This window comes from Cellulomonas algicola (genome assembly GCF_003851725.1).
Lineage (GTDB): Bacteria > Actinomycetota > Actinomycetes > Actinomycetales > Cellulomonadaceae > Cellulomonas > Cellulomonas algicola.
Genome location: NZ_BHYL01000111.1, coordinates 1 through 18485, shown reverse-complemented (window position 1 = coordinate 18485; position 18485 = coordinate 1). Strand labels below are relative to the sequence as shown.

The 18485-nt window shown below is 74.5% G+C and carries 16 protein-coding genes; 5 read left to right on the top strand and 11 right to left on the bottom strand.

What is annotated here, in order from left to right:
- Window positions 1-74 precede the first annotated feature (74 nt).
- The 10 genes from CTKZ_RS08485 to CTKZ_RS08440 all read right to left on the bottom strand — a co-directional run bounded on the left by CTKZ_RS08485 (window position 75) and on the right by CTKZ_RS08440 (window position 10576).
- Complete coding sequence (locus CTKZ_RS08485) at window positions 75-1037, bottom strand: SPFH domain-containing protein (protein WP_124342542.1); 963 nt, start codon at window positions 1035-1037, stop codon at window positions 75-77.
- Window positions 1038-1153: 116 nt separating this feature from the next.
- The gene (locus CTKZ_RS08480) at window positions 1154-1465 is read right to left on the bottom strand and encodes a DUF5808 domain-containing protein (protein ID WP_124342541.1); all 312 of its coding nucleotides are present in this window, start codon (window positions 1463-1465) and stop codon (window positions 1154-1156) included.
- 46 nt (window positions 1466-1511) lie between these two features.
- Complete coding sequence (locus CTKZ_RS08475; protein WP_124342540.1) at window positions 1512-2273, bottom strand: glycoside hydrolase family 16 protein; 762 nt, start codon at window positions 2271-2273, stop codon at window positions 1512-1514.
- 395 nt (window positions 2274-2668) lie between these two features.
- Window positions 2669-3607 carry a M15 family metallopeptidase gene (locus CTKZ_RS08470; RefSeq protein WP_200829678.1) on the bottom strand — a complete coding sequence of 313 codons (939 nt, stop codon included), beginning with the start codon at window positions 3605-3607 and terminating at the stop codon, window positions 2669-2671.
- Window positions 3608-3933: 326 nt separating this feature from the next.
- Entirely contained in the window at window positions 3934-5346 is a 1413-nt protein-coding gene (locus CTKZ_RS08465) for a glycoside hydrolase family 10 protein (protein ID WP_124342538.1), read from the bottom strand.
- 298 nt (window positions 5347-5644) lie between these two features.
- Window positions 5645-6667 carry a LacI family DNA-binding transcriptional regulator gene (locus CTKZ_RS08460; protein ID WP_225916278.1) on the bottom strand — a complete coding sequence of 341 codons (1023 nt, stop codon included), beginning with the start codon at window positions 6665-6667 and terminating at the stop codon, window positions 5645-5647.
- A gap of 108 nt (window positions 6668-6775) precedes the next feature.
- On the bottom strand, window positions 6776-7141 hold the full coding sequence (locus CTKZ_RS08455; protein WP_124342537.1) for a RidA family protein: 366 nt from the start codon (window positions 7139-7141) through the stop codon (window positions 6776-6778).
- Between the two features lie 99 nt (window positions 7142-7240).
- Window positions 7241-8575 carry a glycoside hydrolase family 3 N-terminal domain-containing protein gene (locus tag CTKZ_RS08450; protein ID WP_124342536.1) on the bottom strand — a complete coding sequence of 445 codons (1335 nt, stop codon included), beginning with the start codon at window positions 8573-8575 and terminating at the stop codon, window positions 7241-7243.
- Window positions 8576-8756: 181 nt separating this feature from the next.
- On the bottom strand, window positions 8757-9821 hold the full coding sequence (locus tag CTKZ_RS08445; RefSeq protein WP_124342535.1) for a serine hydrolase domain-containing protein: 1065 nt from the start codon (window positions 9819-9821) through the stop codon (window positions 8757-8759).
- A gap of 62 nt (window positions 9822-9883) precedes the next feature.
- On the bottom strand, window positions 9884-10576 hold the full coding sequence (locus CTKZ_RS08440) for an IclR family transcriptional regulator (protein ID WP_235843404.1): 693 nt from the start codon (window positions 10574-10576) through the stop codon (window positions 9884-9886).
- A 168-nt stretch (window positions 10577-10744) separates the two neighbouring features.
- Here CTKZ_RS08440 and hutH point away from each other — a divergent pair, with 168 nt between their 5' ends.
- From hutH to hutI, 5 genes are read left to right on the top strand one after another with little or no spacing between them, the layout of a single operon-like run.
- The gene (gene hutH / locus CTKZ_RS08435; protein WP_124342534.1) at window positions 10745-12451 is read left to right on the top strand and encodes a histidine ammonia-lyase; all 1707 of its coding nucleotides are present in this window, start codon (window positions 10745-10747) and stop codon (window positions 12449-12451) included.
- On the top strand, window positions 12448-14112 hold the full coding sequence (gene hutU, locus CTKZ_RS08430; RefSeq protein ID WP_124342533.1) for a urocanate hydratase: 1665 nt from the start codon (window positions 12448-12450) through the stop codon (window positions 14110-14112). The genes hutH and hutU overlap by 4 nt, the downstream gene beginning before the upstream one ends.
- The gene (locus CTKZ_RS08425; protein ID WP_124342532.1) at window positions 14109-15356 is read left to right on the top strand and encodes an allantoate amidohydrolase; all 1248 of its coding nucleotides are present in this window, start codon (window positions 14109-14111) and stop codon (window positions 15354-15356) included. The genes hutU and CTKZ_RS08425 overlap by 4 nt, the downstream gene beginning before the upstream one ends.
- Window positions 15353-16696 carry a formimidoylglutamate deiminase gene (locus CTKZ_RS08420; protein ID WP_124342531.1) on the top strand — a complete coding sequence of 448 codons (1344 nt, stop codon included), beginning with the start codon at window positions 15353-15355 and terminating at the stop codon, window positions 16694-16696. The genes CTKZ_RS08425 and CTKZ_RS08420 overlap by 4 nt, the downstream gene beginning before the upstream one ends.
- A complete protein-coding gene (hutI, locus tag CTKZ_RS08415) occupies window positions 16693-17877 on the top strand; it encodes an imidazolonepropionase (RefSeq protein WP_124342530.1) in 1185 nt (394 codons plus the stop codon). Before CTKZ_RS08420 ends, hutI begins: the two co-directional genes overlap by 4 nt.
- Before the next feature lie 149 nt (window positions 17878-18026).
- On the opposite strand, the gene CTKZ_RS08410 is transcribed toward hutI, so the two are convergent.
- The coding region (locus CTKZ_RS08410) for an aggregation-promoting factor C-terminal-like domain-containing protein (protein WP_160142855.1) at window positions 18027-18485 on the bottom strand (459 nt) is incomplete at its 5' end.

The window sequence follows — 18485 nt, the reverse complement described above, 5'->3', positions numbered from 1 at the left end:
CCTGCCGGCGCTCACGCCGCGGGGGCGTGGCGCCGGGAGGCTCGGTGCTGCTCTCGCCGGGGGTCACCGAGGGCTCACGAGTAGAGCGAGCCCGCGTTGACGACGGGCGTCGCGCGGCTCTCGCCGCACAGGACGACGAGCAGGTTCGACACCATGGCGGCGCGGCGCTCGTCGTCGAGCGACACGATCCCGTCGCGCTCGAGGCGACCGAGCGCGTCCTCGACCATGGACACCGCGCCCTCGACGATGCGCTCGCGGGCGGCGATGATCGCGCCGGCCTGCTGACGCTGGAGCATCGCCTGGGCGATCTCCGGCGCGTACGCGAGGTTGGAGATGCGCGCCTCGATGACCTCGACACCGGCGATGACGACGCGCGCCGCGACCTCGGAGGCGATCTCACCCGACACGAGGTCGGTCGCGCCGCGCAGCGACCGCTCGCCCGCGTCGGCGTCGTCGTAGGGGTGCGACATCGCGACGTGGCGCAGCGCCGACTCCGACTGGACCTTGACGAAGCCCTCGTAGTCCTCGACCGCGAACGTCGCGCGCGCGGTGTCGGTGACCTGCCAGACGACGATGCACGCGATGTTGACGGGGTTGCCGTCGGCGTCGTTGACCTTGAGCTCGCTCGTCTCGAAGTTGCGGACCCGGACGGAGACCTTCTTCTTGGTGGTCAGCGGCACGGTCGCGACGAGGCCCGTGCGGCGGATGGTGCCGAGGTAGCGGCCGAAGAGCTGGACGACCTTGGTCTGCCCGGGGCTGATGACGGTGACGCCCGACGGGACGAACAGCGACACGACCAGCAGCAGGACGCCGAGGGCGCCCAGGCCGGGGGCGTCGTCGGCGTCGGCGAGCGCGATCAGGACGATGCCGAGCGCGATGAGCCCGAAGAACGCGAGCAGGACCAGCAGCGCGACGGCCGTGCCGCCGGACGGTGCGGGGCGTTCCACCACCTCGACGCGCGCCCCGGCGTGGCCGACGGGACGGCCGCTGGGGTCGCCGCCGACGGAGTCCTGCGGGGGCGTGGTCGGGTCGGGCATGGTGCTCAGCTCCTCGGGTCCGGCGCGCCGACGGCACGCGACTCCTAATGTGATATCACATTAGGTGGAGCGAGGAACAGGTGTGTGACGAGGCAGGCCGGACGACGCGCACCGCGTCAGTCGTCGGACCCGAGTCTGCCCCGCACCAGCGCGAACGCGCGTCCCATGTTGAGCGTCCAGCCCACCCCGAACACCTTCGGACCGATCAGGTGCTCCGCGTCCGGGTCCCAGACGCGCTCCTTGAACCGCTCGACCGTCGGCATCCGGAACTCGTACGGCACGAACCCGACGACCTTGCCGTTCCACTCGCGCTCGTCGGCCGGGGTGCGGAGCTCCTTGACGACCGCCGTGACCGCGAGGGCCAACGAGATCAGCCGGAGGATGCCTTGCAGGTCGGGCCGCCGCCGGGCGGCTTCGTCGTGGGACACGCTGCGCCTCCTGAGTCGTGGTGAGGCCATGATCCACCCGACGTCGTCAGCGGTGAAGGGTCACCTCGGCGCCGCCCGACGCGAGGTCGAGCACGCGGACGTGGTCCACGAGCATCGTCGCGGGCAGGGGCACACCGGAGGCGTCGTTGCCCGGCCACCGGCCACCGACGGCCAGGTTGAGCAGCAGGTGGAACCCGTGCCGGAACGGCCACGGCCCTGGCACGTCGTCGGGCGTCACGCGGTGGTACTCGGTGCCGTCGAGGTCCCAGACGACCGCGTCGTCGGTCCACTTCACCGCGTAGACGTGGAAGCCGTCGGCCAGCGGCGCGGACGCCTCGTGCGACCCGCCCACTCCCCCGCCGACGCCTGCGTAGCCCGGGCCGTGGACCGTCCCGTGCACCGTGCGCGGCTCGGCACCGACGTGCTCCATGACGTCGATCTCCCCGCACGCCGGCCAGCCCACGTCCTCGAGGTCGTCGCCGAGCATCCAGAACGCCGACCACGTGCCCGCGCCCCGCGGCTGCCGGATCCGCGCCTCGACGCGACCCCGCCGCACGGTCAACCGCCCGAGCGTCGTGAGCCGCGCCGACGTGACGTCACCGTCCGCCTCGCGCCGTGCGGTGATCGCGAGCCTGCCGTCCCCGGTCAGGTGCGCGTTCCGCGTCGACGCCGTGTACCGCTGCAGCTGCTCGTCCCCCCACCCGCCCGCACCCGTCTCGTGCCGCCACACCCGCACGTCGGGCGGCGACCACGCCAACCCGCGGAAATCGTCTGCCCACACGACCTGGCGGTCCTCGTCGCGCGCCATCCCGCCTCCGTGGTCCAGGGCGCCACCGCGCGATTGCCTGCGTCATGTCGGCCGCCAGAGCCGCGCGGTGGCGCATTCACTCATCTGGGCGGCCACCGCGGTTTGCTCCCGTGTCGGGCGACGGGCAGAGTCGGTCGCATCCCTGAGCAGACCGTGGCGCAGCGTCGACGGTGCTCCGCGTCGGCCTCACCTGCCTGCAGCCATCCACCGCCTCGATCGCGCCATGCGTGGCCGTAGGGCTTCTCGACGTCCGCACGGCTAGGTTGCCGCACCGCTCGAGCGCGGGGTCAAGGGGCACGCATCGGAAGCAGGGCATGCTTCCGGCCGCGCAATCTGTCTGCGAAGCGGGCGGACCAGCGGCCCGCCAAGCCGACGGAGAGGCGCCCGGACGACGGCTAGCTCATGAACCGATCGAAGTCCGCGACGTCGACGTTGATCTGGGGGCAGCCGGAGTCGGCGAACTGGTTGACTGCGGCCTGGCTCCCGAGCCCAACTCCCCGACCACCCGACCAGACGCCATATCCGCGAGTGCTGTTGTAGATGATGAACGTGTTGTTCGACGCACGAAGCATGCGCATGAAGTCTCCATTGCTCACCGTGACGCGCTTCACGCCAGCGCCGCTCCATGCGTCGACGGTCGACTGGTCGCCGATCAGAGCCAGGTGTCCTCCGTCGAGCAGCCCGAAGCCGTACGTTCCGTTCCAGATCAGCGTTGCCATGTCATCCTCCGGTACTACATCAGGGAGAGCGGGGTCGGGGTCGGGGTCGGGTGCTGGACTGATGCCACCGCCGTCGCCGATATATTCGAAGTGCCACGGCTCCTGCTGGCCGTTGTTCGGATTGCCGTCATGGGCCCACGTCGGATGCGTCCAGCCGTACTGATCACAGTTCGCTCTCAGCCACAGGTGCTTTTCGCTGGTGAAGCTGTTGATCGTGTCGCCCAGGTCAACGGCTTTTCCCCACCCGTGATTCGATGTCCCTGGGGTAGCAGCAAACTTGCCCTTCCGGGCTTTCACGCTGACCTGCGCCGCGTAGTCGCGGTACGCGTCTGTAACGGCGATGTTCCGGCCGAATCGCGCCTTATAGGAGGCGTTGAGCCGTTCAAAGTCGGCCGCAGCGCCCGGGTGCAGATACTGCGAGCTCGCCCATGACAGCGCACGGAGAGCACCAAGGGGAATCTTGCCGTTCGAGTAACCCCCCCACGCCATGCCCGAGCCGGCCAACGCGGGAGCCGCACCCAAGGCGACGATGCTGGCTGCCGCCGCTCCACCGACGAGGACGGTGCGTCTAGACAGAGCGTTCAGGTCCGTTCGGGCGCGTCGTTGGTGCGCCATCTCCACCCCCTGTGGTTGCCACGTCGCGTAGCAGGAACGTACTGGATCGACCGGAGCGCTCGACCCCGAATGCCACACCGGTTTCCGAGAGTGGCGCCGGACAGTCCTCGTCACCCGTACGGTCGGGCTCGCAGGAGGTGGTCCACGAGAGCTCGGCCTCAGTGCGCGGTAGAGCGATCATGGTCGGCCGAGTCGGGGGCGTCACCGACCACCCTCGGTGACTGCCCGATTCCGTCTGGCGCCGACGGCGCGCGGTCCGGTACGACGACGGACGGGCGCGACACCTCGCGGTGCCGCGCCCGTCGCGGGGGGAAGACCTCAGAGGGTCAGGACGCCGAGCAGGTGATGCTCGGCCACGTCCAGTTGCCACCGTGCTGGACGGTGAAGCCGAACGAGGTCGTCTGGCCGGCCGACAGCGCACCGCTGCCGCTCGGACGCATCGTCATGACGTTGCCGGACGAGTCCCACGTCGGGGAGCCGTTCCAGGTCGCGATGATCTTCTGCGGCGAGCGGACGGTCACGGTCGACTGCCAGCTGCTGATGTTGGTGTTCGCGCGGATCGTCACCGTGCCGTTGAAGCGGTCGTTCCACTTCTGGCCCTCGGAGTACGTCGCCGTGCAGCTCGGGGTGCTGCCGCCCGGGTTCGTGGGCGTCGGCGTCGGGTTCGGGTCGGTCGGCGTGGGCGTCGTCGGGTTGGGGTTGGGGTTGGTCGTCCCGCCCGCGTTCAGCTGGTTGAGGACGCTGGTGTACGCGGCCTTCTTGTTGCCGGACCCGTCGAAGAGCAGCGGCGTGCCGGAGGCGCGCCACGAGTCGGAGTCACGCACGCCCCAGACGGTGATGCCCGTGCAGCGCGCGACGGAGAGGCAGGCCTGCACGACGCCCTGGTACTGCTGCGCCTGCGAGGAGCCGGAACCCTCGATGTCGAGCTCGGTGATCTGCACGTCGACGCCGAGGGCGGCGAAGTTGCGCAGGGTCACGTCGTAGTTCGACGGCACCGGGTTGCCCGAGTTGAAGTGCGCCTGGAAGCCGACGCAGTCGATCGGCACACCGCGGGACTTGAAGTCGCGGACCATGTTGTAGACGCCCTGCGTCTTGGCGTGCGACCAGTTGTCGGTGTTGTAGTCGTTGTAGCAGAGCTTGGCGCCGGGGTCGGCGGCGCGGGCGGCACGGAACGCGGCCTCGATCCAGTCGTTGCCGGTGCGCTGCAGGTTCGAGTCGCGGCGACCGCCGGACGACCCGTCGGCGTAGGCCTCGTTGACGACGTCCCAGGCGTAGATCTTGCCCTTGTAGTAGGACGCGACCTGGGTGACGTGGTTGAGCATCGCGTTGCGCAGGTCGGTGCCGGACAGGTTCTGCATCCAGCCGGGCTGCTGCGAGTGCCAGGCGAGCGCGTGACCGCGGACCTGCTTGCCGTTCTGGCGGGCCCAGTTCACGATCCGGTCGCCGTTGGAGTAGCTGAACTGGCCACGGTTGGGCTCCGTGGCGTCCATCTTCATCTCGTTCTCGGCCGTGATCATGTTGAACTCGCGGTTCGCGATGTTCGTGTACGTGCCGTCGCTCAGCTTGTTCGCGGCGATGGCGGTGCCGAAGTACCGATTGGTCTCGCCGGCGGCGGCCTGCAGCGTGCTGCCGGCGGCGGCGGCCGGGACGGCGATCGTCACGGCCAGCGCAGCGGCGGCCAGACAGCCGGCGGCGGCGGCGAGACGGCCTCGCCGGTGCGTCGGGCGTGGGGTCGTCATCGAACCCTCCTTGGTGGTGGTCGGTGGCTCCAGCGGGAGCCGGCACGTCACCTTCGCGGCGTCGAAAGTAGCGGTCAACGCGCTTGACCGGTACGGAAAGTTGCGAAACCTGAAACGAAGCGTTTCATGACACCTTCGGGTGACTTCACCGGTGTAGACGTGCACCTGAACGCGGGAGTCGAGACCGACAGTCGTTGCCACGTGGGATCGATTCCACGCTTCCGATCCGCAACTATCGGTTCATCGCCGGTGCGCTTTCGACGGGGCGAGTCGCAACATCGCCCGCGGGATCGGCACGTCAGCGGCGGGTCGGGGTGCTCCCGCGCTCGACGATCCGCATGTCCGCGACGTGCAGCACCGGCTCTGCGGGGGCCGCTCCGGTCAGACGGTCGTGCAGCAGGGCGACGGCGACCTCGGCGATGTCGCGTCGGCCCGGGTCGACCGTCGTCAGCGCGGGCATCGAGTACTGCGCGTCCTCGATGTCGTCGAAGCCCACGACCGCCACGTCGTCCGGGATCGAGCGGCCGCGCACCTGCAGCGCGTACATCGCCCCCAGGGCGAGCGCGTCGTTGAACGCCACGACACCGTCGACCTCGACGCCCGCGTCGAGCACGTCCGCCATGGCGCGCGCACCGTTCCCCCGGTGCCAGCCGTCGTCCGCCCAGCCGAGCAGCCGCGGGTCGACCGTGATCCCCCGCGCCGCGAGCGCCTCCCGGTAGCCCGTGAAGCGCAGGTTCGACGAGCCCGCCGTGGGCGAGTGCAGCATGCCGATCACCGCGATCTGCCGACGTCCCGCGTCGAGCAGCAGGTCCGTCGCGGCGCGCGCGCCCTCGACGTTCTGCATCGTCACGTGGTCGACCCTGGTCGAGAACATCTGCTCGCCCAGCAGGACCAGGGGGTAGCCGAGGTCGTCGAGCAGGTGCGCGTCCGCCTGCTCGAGCGCCGCCGGGCTGAACAGCAAGCCGTCGACCAGCTTGCGCCGCGGCTCGCGCAGCGCGGCGAGCTCGCCCTCGCGCGTGAAGCCCGTCGGCTGGATCAGCACGTGCAGGCCGCGGCGGCGGGCGGCCTCGAGGATCTCGTCGGCGAGCTCGCCGAAGTACGGCTGGCCCAGCTCCGGGACGGCCAGCCCCACGACGCCCGTGCGGCCCGAGCGGAAGATCCGCGCCGTCACGTTGATCTCGTACCCGAGCTCGTCGACCGCGGCCATCACACGCTCACGCGTCGACTCGCGGATGTAGGGGTAGCCGCTCAGCACGTTCGAGACGGTCTTCGCGGACACGCCGGCGCGGCGCGCGACGTCCGCCATCGTCGGCACAGCCATCCCCTCCCGTCCGGGACCCGGCCGCGGCGCGGACCGGGACGGCGCGGGCGCGGGCAGCCGCAATCTACCCGAGCGGTTCCCCGCCCCCTCGGCGGCCGCGACCTCTCGCTACCCGCGATCCCCCACGTACGCGACCGCATCGACCATGACGAGGCACGCCGGGTCGAAGAAGTCGGTCGTCGCCGTCATGCGCGCGGGCGGCTGGTCGCCGAAGAACTCGGCGAACACGTCCCACGCCTCGCGCGTCTCGTCGGTGAGCTCGCGCAGCCACAGGGTCACCTGGACGACGTCCTCGAAGCCCGCACCCGCCGGCGCGAGCGTCTCGCCGAGGCTGTGCAGCGTCGCCCGGGTCTGCGCCGCGTACTCCCGACGGTCGAAGCCGCCCGCGTGGTGCGCGAGGAACAGGAAGCCGCCGGCGCGGACCGCGCTCGCGCAGGTGGGGTCGCCGACGTGCGTCGGGAAGCGGGTGATCACGACGCCGACCGTACGACCGACCACCGACAGCGTCCGCGCTGGTCACACGCGCCGCCCGACGACCCGCCGCCTGCGACGCGACGCAGCGCCGTCGACGCCTCAGCCCGGGGGCGTCGCGGGGGCTGCCGACGGCGACCCGGCGACCGTCGCCGGCCCGAGCGTCGGCATCGTCACGTCGCGGCACGACATCACGCGCGGGTCGCCGCCCGCGAGCGCCGTCACCCGCCCGGCGGCCTCCGCGAGACGCTCCTCCGGGAGGCGTCCCGAGGCGACGGCGTCGACCAGGGCGTCGCGCATCCGGACGGCCTGCGCGCCGTCGGTCGCGAGCACCGCGTCGGCCCCCGCCGCGACGGCCATGACCGCCGCGTCGGGGAAGTCCCAGCGCGTGTTCACCGCACCCATCCCGACCGAGTCGGTGATCGCGACGCCGCGGAACCCCAGGTCGCGCAGCAGCGCGTACGCGCGCGGGCTCAGCGACGCGGGCAGGTCCGGGTCGAGCACCGCGTACTCGAGGTGGTTCATCATCACGACGGGCGCACCTGCGTCGATCGCGCGCTGGAACGGCACCAGGTCGGTCGCCGTGAGGTCGTCGAGCGACGCCTCGACGAGCGACGATGCGGTGTGCGAGTCGACCGTCGAGCGGCCGTGCCCCGGGAAGTGCTTGACGGTCGGGGTGACACCGGCGTCGGCGAGGCCCGCCGCGTACGCGAGCCCGTAGTCGGCCGCGGTCGTCGGGTCGGCGCTGAACGACCGGTCGCCGATCACGCCGCCCGCCGGGCCGTCGTCGAGGTCGAGCACCGGGGCCAGGTCGACGTCGACCCCCACCTGCGCGAGCACGGTCCCCGTCTCGGCGGCGCGCGCCCGGACCTCCTCGGGGGTCTCGCGCGCGGCCATCCGCCGCGGGGACGGACCTGCGCCGACGAGCTCGCGCATGAGCGCGACGCGGCCCGACTCCTCGTCCGTCGCGACGACGACCGGCCGGCCCGCCTGCGCACGGAGCCCTTGCGTCAGCGCGGTCACCTGACGCGTCGAGACGACGTTGCTCTCGGAGAGGAAGAAACCGCCGACGCCCAGGCCCGTGACCTCGGTCGCCAGCGCGTCGTCCGGCCGTGTCACCCCCGGGAGGCCGACCACGAGCACCGCGGCCGCCTGCTGCTCGACGGGCGCGGGGGTGCACGTCGGCGTGGGCGACGGCGACGGTCGGGGGGCGGTCGGGCGCGGCTCCGCGGTGCCGGAGTCGGCCGCGCGCAGCGTCGTCGCGTCCTGGGCCTCGTCGTCGGTGGTCGCCGCGACCGAGCCCGCACCGACCGTCAGGAGCGCGGCGGCGACGAGCACCGCGCTGCGCGCACGGTCGAACCGGCGCCCGGGCCGCCCGTGGCGTGGCGCGGACCGCTCCGGCTGCGCGGGGACGTCGGGCGGATCTGGCGGACTCACGCGCGGCAGGTTAGGTCGGCGCGCCGCTCTCGGCACCCCGGCACGGTCGCCGGGTGCGCCGACCGGGTCACGACGAGGCGCGGCCGCGGGGGGCGTCCCCTCCCGGACCGAGAGGGCTGCGGGGGCGCCGTCCCTCAGCCCCTCCCGGAACGAGCGGGCCGCGGAGCCCGGACGTCGTCTCTCAGCCGGCGGTCGTCAGGCGCAGGCGGTCCCCGACGACACGGGCGACCGGCCACGCCGCGCGCGCCGTCGTCCCGGCGACCGTGACGGTCGCCTCCGGTCCGGCACCCGCACGGGCCGGGCGGTGCGCCGACCAGAACGAGACGCCCGCGTCCTCCCCCTCGAGCTGCACGACGCCGGGCGCCTCGGGCGGGAGCCACAGACCGAGCCCGTAGGCGTACTCGCCGCCGTGCGTCGTGGCGTGCGGCGTGGTCGCCTGCGCGAGCAGGTCCGGCGGCAGGATCCGGCCGCCGAGCAGCGCGTCCCAGAACCGCTCCATGTCCGCGGCGGTCGTGTACGCGCCGCCGTCACCGCCCGCGACCACCGGCAGGTGCAGCACGTGCGAGCGCCACGCGTCGCCCACGCGCACGTACCCGATCGCCGCGTCGGCGGGGAGCTCGTCGGAGCGCAGGAAGTCGGTGCGCGACATGCCGGCCGGGCGCAGCACGCGCTGCCGGACGAGGTCGTGGAACGGGACGCCCGACGCGCGCTGCGCCAGCAGCGACAGCAGCACGAACGCGGCGTTGCGGTACTCGAGCGGACCGCCCGGGGGGTGCTCCGGGACGACCCGTGCCAGGACCGGCAGGTAGTCCTCGGGCGAGACGAGCGTGTGCACCGGCACGTCCAGCAGGTACGCGTCCTCGTCGGCGTCGTCGTCGATCACGTCCGAGAGGCCCGACGTGTGCGACAGCAGGTGCTCGAGCGTGACGTCGTCGGGGATCGCCGGCAGGTCGTCGCCGAGCAGGTCGCGCCCGGTCGTCGTGAGGCTCAGCGTCCCGTCGGCGACCAGGGTCAGGACCGCGAGCGCCGTGAACCCCTTGCTGCCCGACGCCATCGGCATCCGGTCGTCGGGCGTGAGCGGTCGCGCCCAGCGCCGGTCGACGACGCCCCACACGCGTTCGAGGAGCACCTCGCCGTCGACGCGGACCCGGACGACGCCCGCCGCCTCGCGCGGACCGTCCTGATCGAGCGCCTCGTCGACCAGCGCGTCCAGCTCCGTCGTCGACACCGCGTGCACGTCACCCATCCCAGGAGCCTACGGACCGGTCCGCAGGTCAGCCGTTCGACGGTGCGAACCCTCGTCCGTGGTCACGCCGTGCCGCCCACGCGACGGCTCAGGTCGGCGGCGGCGCGCTGCGCGGCGCGGGCGAGCTGCTCGGCGGTCGCGTCGTCGGCGTCGGTGCGCGCGAAGGTCACCGCGAGGCCCGCGATGGGGTGTCCGGTGTGGTCGTGGACCGCGACGCCGACGGACGCGAAGCCGGGCGTGACGTCGCCGTCCTCCGAGGCCCAGCCGCGGCGGCGGACCGCGACGAGGACGTCGCGCAGCTCGGCCGGACGGCTCGGCCCGAGGCCCGTGCGGTCGACGAACGCGGTGCGGTCCGGGAAGAGCGCGCGCACCTGCGGGCGGGGCAGGTCCGCGAGCATCGCGCGGCCGCTCGCGGTGAGGTGCGCGGGGAGCCGGACGCCGACGTCGGTCACGAGCGCGGGTCGGCGGGCCGCGCGCTCCTCGACGACGTACAGCACCTCACGCCCGTGCAGGACCGCGAGGTGCGCGCTCTCCCCCACCTGGTCGACGAGACGCGCGAGCACCGGGCGGGCCGCGCGCGCGAGGGGCGCCTGCCGCGAGTACGCCGAGCCCAGCTCGAACGCGCCGAGGCCGAGCCCGTACCGGCGCTCCTCCGGCAGGTGCGCGACGAACCCGTGCTCGCGCAGCACCGTGAGCAGGTGGTACGTCGTCGAGCGCGGCAGCCCGATCGCGTGCGCGAGGGCTGCGGCGGGCATGGGACCGGTGCGCGCGAGGTGCCGCAGGATGCGCAGCGTCGCGTCGGCGGCGGGGACGTCGGAGCTCGGCAGGGCCGCCCCCCTCCGCTCGCACGTCGTCTGGTATCCCAGACGGTATCGCCTGCCGGACCGGCGACCCGGGGGCCGGTACGGCGGTGTCATGGGCGCATGAGCACGACCGTCGAGCCGTCGCCCCACCCGGCGTCGCCCGCGACCGCGCCCGGCCGGCGGACGGTCGTCGTCGGCGTCGGGCCGGTGTCCGTCGAGGACGTCGTCGCCGTCGCCCGGGACGACGCGCGCGTGACCCTCGCTGCCGACGCGCTCGACGCCGTCGCGGCGGGCCGGGCGGTGGTCGACGCGCTCGCCGACGACACCCAGCCGCACTACGGCGTCTCGACGGGGTTCGGCGCGCTCGCGACGCGGTGGATCCCGGCCGACCGGCGCGCCGACCTGCAGCGCAGCCTCATCCGGTCGCACGCGGCCGGCACGGGGCCGGAGGTCGAGCGCGAGGTCGTCCGCGCGCTGATGCTGCTGCGGCTGTCGACGCTCGCGACGGGTCGCACCGGGGTCCGCCCGTCGACCGCGCAGGCGTACGCGGCGATGCTCGACGCCGGGATCACACCCGTCGTGCGGGAGTTCGGCTCGCTCGGCTGCTCGGGCGACCTCGCGCCGCTCGCGCACTGCGCGCTCGCGCTCCTGGGCGAGGGCGACGTCCGGGACGCGTCGGGGACGCTCGTGCCCGCGACCGACGCGCTCGCGCAGGCCGGCCTGGCACCCGTCGTCCTCGCCGAGAAGGAGGGCCTCGCGCTCGTCAACGGGACCGACGGGATGCTCGGGCAGCTCGTGCTCGCGCTGCACGACCTCGACCGACTGCTCGCGACGGCTGACGTCGCCGCCGCGCTCAGCGTCGAGAGCCTGCTCGGGACCGACGCCGTCTTCGCCGACGACCTCCAGACGCTCCGCCCGCACCCCGGTCAGGCGGCGTCGGCGGCCCACCTGCGGGCGCTGCTGCGCGGGTCGGGGATCATGGCCAGCCACCGCGGGCCGGGCTGCACGCGCGTGCAGGACGCGTACTCGCTGCGGTGCGCGCCGCAGGTGCACGGCGCCGCGCGGGACACCGTCGCGCACGCCCGGACGGTCGCGGTGCGTGAGCTCGCCGCCGCCGTCGACAACCCCGTCGTCACCGTCGACGGACGCGTCGAGTCGAACGGCAACTTCCACGGCGCACCGATCGCGTACGTGCTCGACTTCCTCGCGATCGCCGTCGCCGACGTCGCGAGCATGTCCGAGCGGCGCACCGACCGGTTCCTCGACGTCGCCCGCAACCACGGCCTGCCGGCATTCCTCGCGCACGACCCGGGCGTCGACTCCGGTCTGATGATCGCCCAGTACACGGCGGCGGGGCTGGTCAGCGAGCTCAAGCGCCTCGCGGTGCCGGCGAGCGTCGACTCGATCCCGTCGTCGGCGATGCAGGAGGACCACGTGTCGATGGGCTGGCACGCGGCGCGCAAGCTCCGGCGGGCCGTCGACGCGCTCGGACGCGTGCTCGCGATCGAGGTGCTCACCGCGACGCGGGCCCTCGACCTGCGCGCACCGCTCACGCCCGCACCCGCGACCGGGGCCGTCCGCGACCTGCTGCGAACGCGCGGTGTCACCGGTCCCGGGCCTGACGCGTACCTCGCGCCCGACCTGGAGACGGTCGCCGGCCTCGTCGCGTCGGGCGAGGTCCTGGCCGCGGCCGACGGGGCGTCGTCGGCGGGTCCCGGTGCGGACGACCCGCACGTCACGTCGGGCGCCGCCGACTCGACGGCCACGTCGCCGGCCGTCACCCCGCAGGCGCCCGCGGCACGCCCCACCCCCGAGGAGCGCTCATGACCGCCGGTCCCCGACCCGTCCGCGCCCCGCGCGGCACGACGCTCACGGCCCGCTCGTGGCAGACCGAGGCGCCGCTGCGGATGCTCATGAACAACCTCGACCCGGAGGTCGCCGAGCGTCCCGACGACCTCGTCGTCTACGGCGGCACCGGGCGGGCCGCGCGGTCGTGGGACGCGTACGACGCGATCGTCCGCACGCTCACGACGCTGGGCGACGACGAGACGCTGCTCGTCCAGTCGGGCAAGCCCGTCGGCGTGCTGACGACGCACGAGTGGGCGCCGCGCGTGCTCATCGCGAACTCGAACCTCGTCGGGGACTGGGCGACGTGGCCGGAGTTCCGCCGGCTCGAGCACCTCGGCCTCACGATGTACGGGCAGATGACGGCCGGGTCGTGGATCTACATCGGCACGCAGGGGATCCTCCAGGGCACGTACGAGACGCTGGCCGCGGTGGCCGCGCAGCGGTTCGGCGGGACGCTCGCCGGGACCCTCACGGTGACGGGCGGGTGCGGCGGGATGGGCGGCGCGCAACCGCTCGCGGTGACGCTCAACGGGGGTGCGTGCCTCATCGTCGACGTGGACGGGTCCCGCCTGGCGCGCCGGGTGCACGACCGCTACCTCGACCGCGTCGCCGGCTCGCTCGACGAGGCGTTGTCGCTGGTCCTGGCCGCGAAGCGGTCCCGGACGGCGCTCTCGGTGGGCGTCGTCGGGAACTGCGCGGAGGTGCTGCCCGCGCTGCTGCGACGCGGCGTCGCGGTGGACGTCGTGACCGACCAGACGTCGGCGCACGACCCGCTCGCCTACCTGCCCGTCGGGGTCGCGCTGGACGAGTGGGCCGACTACGCCGCCGCCAAGCCCGACGAGCTCACCGACCGCGCGCGCGAGTCCATGGCCCGGCACGTCGAGGCGATGGTCGGCTTCCTCGACGCGGGCGCCGAGGTGTTCGACTACGGCAACTCGATCCGGGACGAGGCTCGTCGCGGCGGCTACGACCGCGCGTTCGACGTCCCCGGGTTCGTGCCCGCGTACATCCGGCCGCTGTTCGCCGAGGGCAAGGGCCCGTTCCGCTGGGCGGCGCTGTCCGGCGACCCGCGCGACATCGCGACCACCGACGCGGCCGTCCTCGACCTGTTCCCGGACGACGACCACCTGCACCGCTGGATCCGCGCCGCGCAGGAGCGCGTGGCGTTCCAGGGGCTGCCCGCGCGGATCTGCTGGCTGGGGCACGGCGAGCGCGACCGGGCGGGGCTGCGGTTCAACGAGCTCGTCGCGTCGGGCGGCGTCGCCGCGCCGGTCGTCATCGGGCGCGACCACCTCGACGCCGGTTCGGTCGCGTCGCCGTACCGCGAGACCGAGGCCATGGCCGACGGGTCCGACGCGATCGCCGACTGGCCGCTGCTCAACGCGCTCGTCGCCGCGTCATCCGGGGCGACGTGGGTGTCGCTGCACCACGGTGGCGGCGTCGGGATGGGCCGGTCGATCCACGCGGGGCAGGTGTCGGTCGCCGACGGGACCGACCTCGCCGCCCGCAAGCTCGCGCGGGTCCTGTCCAACGACCCCGCCATGGGCGTCCTCCGGCATGTCGACGCCGGGTACGCGCGCGCCGACGAGGTCGCGGACGCGCACGGCATCCGCGTCCCGATGCGCGAGGGCGACGCGTGAGCGACGTCGGGGCGGCGACGTTCCGGCGGGCGTGGGCCGACCTCGCGCCGGTCGGGCGGGCCGACGACGGGCGCGGGTACGCGCGGTTCGCTTGGACGCGCGACGACCACACCCTGCGGGAGTGGTTCGCCGGGGAGGCCACCGCACGCGGGCTCGACCTCGTCGTCGACCGTGCCGGCAACCAGTGGGCGTGGTGGGGCGACCCCGACGCGACGCCCGGCCTCGTCACCGGAAGCCATCTCGACTCCGTGCCCGGCGGCGGCGCGTTCGACGGGCCGCTCGGGGTCGTCAGCGGGCTCGCGGCGCTCGACGTGCTGGGGGCGCGCGGCGTGCAGCCGTCCCGCCCGCTCGGCGTCGCGTGCTTCGTCGACGAGGAGGGCGCGCGGTTCGGTGTCGCGTGCGCCGGGTCGCGCCTCATCACCGGCGTCCTCGACGCGGACCGTGCGCGCGGTCTGCGCGACGCCGACGGCACGACGATGGCCGACGCCCTGCGCGCGGCCGGGCGGGACCCGTCGACGGTCGGGCCGGACCCCGAGGCGCTCGCGCGCGTCGGCGCGTTCGTCGAGCTGCACGTCGAGCAGGGGCGCGGGCTCGTCCACAGCGGGGCGGCCGTCGGCGTCGGGCGCATGATCTGGCCGCACGGCCGTTGGCGGGTCGAGCTCCGCGGCGAGGCGAACCACGCGGGGACCACCCCGCTCGCAGACCGTCGGGACCCGATGCTCGACCTGGCAGCCTTCGTCCAGCACGTGCGGACGGCGGCCGTCGAGGCCGGCGCTCTCGCGACCGTCGGGAAGGTCCGGGTCGAGCCGAACGGCGTCAACGCGATCCCGTCGCAGGTCACCGCGTGGCTCGACGTCCGCGCCGAGGACGAGGCACGCGTCCGGGCGGTGCTCGCGGCGCTCACGTCCTGGGCGCTGGCGGAGGAGTCGTGGACGCCCGTCACGTGGTTCGACGCCGACCTGGCCGACGAGGTCGCGACCGTGCTGGGCGCGAGGGGCACCGGGCCGTCCGGCCCGACCGGCGGTACCCGGTCCGACGTGCGCGCGCCGGTGCTCGGGACGGGCGCGGGCCACGACGCCGGGATCCTCGCCGCGGCGGGCGTCCCGACCACGATGCTGCTCGTCCGCAACCCGACGGGCGTCTCGCACGCCCCCGCCGAGGACGCCGACGAGGCCGACTGCCTCGCGGGGGTCGACGCGCTCGCCACGACGCTCGAGCACCTGCTCGCGCGGGACCGCCCGTGAGCACGTCGCGGCCGACGTTCTGGGCCGCGCGGGCGTGGCTCCCCGACGGGCTCGCGCACGACGTCCGGATCACGACACGGTCCGGCCGGATCGCGGCCGTCGACGTCGGCGTCCCGGCAGCGGCCGGCGACCGCCACCTCCCCGGCGTCGTCCTGCCGGGGTTCGCGAACGCGCACTCGCACGCGTTCCACCGCGCGCTGCGCGGCCGGACCCACAGCGACGGCGGCACCTTCTGGACGTGGCGCGACCGCATGTACGCGCTGGCCGCGACCCTGACGCCGGACACCTACCTGGACCTCGCGCGCGCCGCCTACGCGGAGATGGTGCTGGCGGGCGTCACGGCGGTCGGCGAGTTCCACTACCTCCACCACGCGCCCGGCGGGACGCCGTACGACGACCCCAACGTCATGGCGGAGGCGCTGCGCACGGCAGCGCGCGAGGCGGGACTGCGCGTCACGCTGCTCGACACCGCCTACCTCACGGGCGGGTTCGGCCGTCCGCTCGACGGCCCGCAGCGACGCTTCGGCGACGCCGACGTGGATGCCTGGGCCGCGCGCGTCGACGCGCTCCGTCCCGACGACACGCTCACGGTGGGCACGGCCGTCCACTCGGTCCGCGCGGTCCCCCGCGACGCGATCGCCGCCGTCGCCGCGCACGCGCGCAGGAGCGGCCGACCGCTGCACGTCCACCTCTCCGAGCAGCGCGCCGAGAACGACGAGTGCCTCGCCGCATACGGCACCACACCCGCGCGGACGCTCGCCGACGCGGGTGCGCTGGGCCCGTCGACGACCGTCGTCCACGCGGTCCACGTCTCCCCGGCCGACGTCGCGCTCCTCGGTGCAGCGGCCGTCGGCGCCTGCCTGTGCCCGTCGACCGAGCGGGACCTCGGCGACGGCCTGGCCCCCGGCGCAGCCCTCCGCGCGGCCGGGTGCCGGCTGTCCGTCGGCTCCGACCAGCACGTCCGCACCGACCTGCTCTCCGAGGCCCGGGACGTCGAGCTGCACGAGCGGGTCGCCCGGGAGTCGCGGGGCGTGCTCGACCCGTCGTCACTCGTCGACCTGCTCACGTCCGGCGGTCACGCCGCGCTCGGCGACCCCACGGGCGGCCGCCTCGCCGTCGGCGCACCCGCGGACCTCGTCGCCGTCCGCACCGACACGCCCCGCACGGCGGGTGCCGACCCCGCGCAGCTCGTCCTCGTCGCCGGCAGCGCGGACGTCGACACGGTGGTGGTCGGGGGCACGGTCCGCGTCGACGGCGGGTGGCACGTCCTCGGAGACGTCGGCGCGCTGCTCACCCGGGCGATCGCGGCCGCCTGGCGCGAGTCGGAGGAGGCCCGATGACGTCGCACCTCGTCACCGGCATCGCCGAGCTGGTGACCCACGACGAGCGGTTCGCCGGCCCGCTGGGCGTCCTGCCCGACGCGGCGCTCGTCGTCGACGACGGGCGCGTCGCCTGGGTCGGCCCGGCGTCGTCCGCCCCCGACGCGGACCGTCGCACGGACGTCGACGGCCGCGCCGTGCTCCCCGGCTTCGTCGACTCCCACACGCACCTCGTGTTCGCGGGCGACCGCGCCGACGAGTTCGCGCACCGCATGGCCGGCGCCCGCTACACCGGTGGCGGCATCGCCCGCACCGTCGCCGCGACCCGCGCCGCCACCGACGACGAGCTGCGCACCCGTCTGGCCGCGCTCGTCGCGGAGGCGCGCGCGCAGGGCACCACGACGCTCGAGGTCAAGAGCGGCTACGGCCTCGACGTCGCGCACGAGGAGCGCCTGCTCCGGCTCGCCCGCGAGGTCACGACGGAGACGACGTTCCTCGGCGCCCACGTCGTGCCGCCCGGAGTCGACCGGGGCGAGTACCTCGCGCTCGTCACCGGCCCCATGCTCGACGCGTGCGCGCCGCACGCCCGGTGGGCCGACGTCTTCTGCGAGCCCGGCACGCCGCTCGCGTTCGACCGCGACGAGGCGCACGCCGTCCTCACCGCGGCCGCGAGCGCCGGTCTCGGCCTGCGGGTGCACGGCAACCAGCTGCGTCCCGGACCGGGAGCCCGCCTGGCCGTCGAGGTCGGCGCTGCGAGCGTCGACCACGCCACGCACCTCGACGACGCCGACGTCGCGGCGCTCGCCGACGCCGCCCGGCACGGAGGGCCCGTCGTCACGCTGCTGCCGGGTGTCGAGCTGTCGACCCGCTCGCCCTACCCGGACGCCCGCCGCCTGCTCGACGCAGGCGTCGAGGTCGCGCTCGCGACCGACTGCAACCCCGGGACCTGCTTCTCGACGTCGATGCCGCTCATGGTCGCGCTCGGCGTCGCGCACCTGCGGATGACCGTCGAGCAGGCGGTCCGTGCCGCGACGCTCGGCGGCGCCCGCGCGCTGAGGCGCGACGACGTGGGCCACCTGCGCGTCGGGGCGCGCGCCGACCTGTGCGTCGTCGACGCGCCGTCGGTCGCGCACCTCGCCTACCGCCCGGGTGTGCCGCTCGCCCGCACGCTCACGCTCGCCCGCACGCTCACGCTCGACTGACGCGCACCGCGCGAGTCGCGACCGGCACCCCACGGTCGCCGGACGCCGCGCCTCGGACCGTCCCGCTCAGCACCCGTCCCGCTCAGCACCCGCCCTGCTCAGCGCCCGTCCTGCTCGGTCCTGATCCGGCTCGGCGCCAGCCGTGCCCCTCAGTACCAGCCGTGCGACTCCGAGTGCGCCCACGCCCCGCACGGCGAGCCGTACCGCCCGTGGATGTAGGAGACGCCCCACCGGACCTGCGTCATCGGGTTCGTCTGCCAGTCCGCGCCGGCCGACGCCATCTTGGTGGCGGGCAGCGCCTGCGGGATCCCGAACGCGCCCGACGACCGGTTCTTCGCGGCCGGGTTCCACCCGGACTCGCGCTGCCAGAGCGCCTCGAGGCAGCCGAACTGGTCCGCCCCGACGAGCGACGCCGCGTACTGCTTGACCTCGCCGACGGGCGTGCGCGACGGGAGGACCGGCGTCGACCCGGCCGAACCCCGACGGGCCGCCTTGTCGCGCGCCGCCTTGGCCGCGGCGGCCTCGTGCTCCGCCTGCGCGGCGGCCGCGGCCGCGGCCTCGGCGGCGAGCCGCTCGGCCTCGGCCTTCTCGGCGGCGATGCGGTCGAC